The sequence below is a fragment of the uncultured Vibrio sp. genome (genome assembly GCF_947488985.1).
In the GTDB taxonomy this organism is placed as follows: domain Bacteria; phylum Pseudomonadota; class Gammaproteobacteria; order Enterobacterales; family Vibrionaceae; genus Vibrio.
Window position 1 is genome coordinate 1 of record NZ_CANLBV010000182.1, and the last position, 2,587, is coordinate 2,587.

The 2,587-nt window shown below is 49.9% G+C and carries 2 protein-coding genes and 1 pseudogene; all 3 read right to left on the reverse strand.

Going from position 1 to position 2,587, the window contains the following annotated elements:
• Positions 1 to 511, reverse strand: a pseudogene (locus tag Q1A70_RS19470) (hypothetical protein); the annotation flags it as partial.
• Complete coding sequence (locus Q1A70_RS19475) at positions 493 to 2,133, reverse strand: ATPase, T2SS/T4P/T4SS family (RefSeq protein WP_299697572.1); 1,641 nt, start codon at positions 2,131 to 2,133, stop codon at positions 493 to 495. The pseudogene Q1A70_RS19470 and the gene Q1A70_RS19475, both read right to left, overlap by 19 nt.
• On the reverse strand, positions 2,133 to 2,587 hold a 455-nt coding region (locus Q1A70_RS19480), incomplete at its 5' end, for a hypothetical protein (protein WP_299695778.1). The genes Q1A70_RS19475 and Q1A70_RS19480, both read right to left, overlap by 1 nt.

Here is a 2,587-nt window from a genome sequence, read left to right on the forward strand (position 1 = left end):
CGATTAAACCCGCAACCAACACGACCGCCAATATCAAGCCGTAGTCGGAAACGCCGTTACGCACCGTAAAACCTATCCCCACGTCCGTATCTAACGTTTCAAGCATCTTATCGGCAATATAAACACCGTAGACCCCCATCGACAGAGACAAGAAGAAAGGAAAAGCGAGGGCTTTGACCAGTTGCGCAATGATGTTTTCCCCACCATCCAACTGTTCAATCGCGGTACTTAACCCTAATGTACGCTGCCCTGCGGTTTCAGCGGCGCGAATGGAGGCCAATACCGTGCTAGGTAGCCAGCCTTCCAGTACATCGACAAAGCGTTGACCCTGACTGGGCGCATTTAACCCCAATTGACCAATTTTCTTTTGGGCGCTTGTGCCGTTTTCCACCAAAGAGCGACAAAACTCCTCCGTGGTCAACTGGTACTTATCGGCTTTTCGCCATTGCGATAATAAAGAGATTTGGTCTTTCGACGAAAATAGCCGCTGCTCTAGCGTCTTTCCTGCCATAGTGCCCCCTGCAACGCTTGGTAAATGTCGGTCACGGGAAGAGGCACAAGGTTATCAACTTGCTCAGAGGCGGATAAAATATCCACTTGGCCGTGCAAAATACGCGATTTACAGTGCGCTTTAATGTCGGGGTAGCCCTGCTTAATCAGATGATTTTTCCAACCCAGATCATCTTCATTAATAATGAACTGACGATCGGTATCATCAAGGGCTATCAGCTCCATGAGCATGGTGCGCCCTCTTTCTCCTTTCATTGATTTGTCTTGGCAGCGCTCACACCCTTGTGGATTCACAATGCGCACCCCTTTCAACTCACTTTCATCGAACAACTGAGTTAATTGCGCTACCTTCAACGCCAACTTATCTTGTTCTCCGGTCTGACGGTACGCATGAAGCACGTCTTCACTTTCATGCTCATCAAACTTAAAGGCGCAATCGCAGAGCTTGCGCACCAATTTAACGTGCACAAACATGGCCATGAGGTCGGGCGCGCCGACAATCGCTGACGGAATGTTTAATTGCTGAATAAAGGTTTGCGCCACACCCAACGCGCTATTGGTGTGCAAGGTGGCGAGTGCCAAGCCTCCGGTTTCTGCTTTTCGACAAAATTCAGCGGCGGTCGGGTGATCACGAATTTCACCGATGTTGGAAATATCCACATCGTGACGCAGCGTTTCTTTGCAGTAGAAAGCGTAATCGAGCATCACCCCCGACCCTTCGACGGTTTCCACCGTCGGTTGCACTTGAGTTTTACTCACAAAACCTTGTGAAAACTCAACAGGGTCTTCCAGTGAATGAACATTACGAGCAACGCGATCGATTTTTTCAAGAAGCGCATACACCAACGAACTTTTCCCTGAGCCCATCGCCCCTGTGATAACAATTGCCCCTTGGCGCTTATTCATCATCGAGACCAGTGTCGATAAATACGGCGTCGGTAAGTCCATATCTTCCAGTGTCAGGGCTTTATTTTTCGGGGTTAAACTACGTAACGTCAGTTTCGCGCCATCGCTGAGTGGGATAAGCGCGGCTCGCCACTCAAAATCTCGTGATTGCCCATCCACTTTCAGCGTGAGGCTAAATCGATCATTGGCAGGTCGAGTGATCTTGACATCTTGCCCACCCAGTGACGAAAACACGTAGTTAATCAACGCCAACCCCATATCACGAGGCTGATTTTGTGCGCTTTTTCCATTATGAAAACGACGAATGAGGCGACGTGTCCCATTCGTTCGCAGTAAAAACAGCGTACTGTCTCGCATCACCATCATGTGAATATCAGAGCTGTCTTCATCGACGGCGGTTTGACACAAGGCGCGAAGCTGCTTATCAACGCTGTTTCGTTTTTCGCTCTCATCCTCAACGGGTTCATTATGAAGCGCATGACCACCCAGCTTAGAGAGCCAATCATTGATCGTTTTTTGAGGGACTTCCTCAAAGTTCACGTCTCGCCCCATCATGGCTTTGCAGCCTTGCAATACATCTAAAATCGCCCCCAAATTGGGGGCGCTCATATTGGCGGTTTGCACTCTTAAATCTTGAGTCACAATGGTGTAGCCATCATCACGACACAGACTGAGCAAGGTCTGATTCTCTTGCTCCGTTAATTGTGGGTAAATCATTACAGCCCTCCAGCGAGCGAGCGCACGGCCTTGCCGTGGCGCAGTTCGACGCCGTGCTCATCCACACGAACCACGGTGATACCTTTAAAGGTATCACCCGTTTTGACGCGCACCGCGCTTTGCCCTGTCAGACTCAAATACGCAACCGCTTCCTTCTCATCAACAAACAATCCCGATAACACCACTTGCTCAATCATGGGTAAATGAACCGTAGGGGCGGATTGGGACGGGTTGGATGTCGGTGTCAGAACATTCACTGAAGGGACAAAGCTGTCCGAGGGTGAAGACGTTGGATTGTCCTTTGCTTGGCGCTCTCGCTCTCGCACCTGCGCAATACTCGCGTCCAATTTTGCGACGGCTAATGCTTCTGAGCGGTCAACCATCACCTGAGCGTGTTTATCGAGCGTTAAGGTCGGCTCAACAGAGTGAGGTTTCACTTCTTTCGGGGAGCTTA

Coding starts and splice junctions, on each gene's coding strand:
- Q1A70_RS19475 (WP_299697572.1), bottom strand. CDS start 2,133: ATGATTTACCCACAATTAACGGAGCAAGAGAATCAGACCTTGCTCAGT.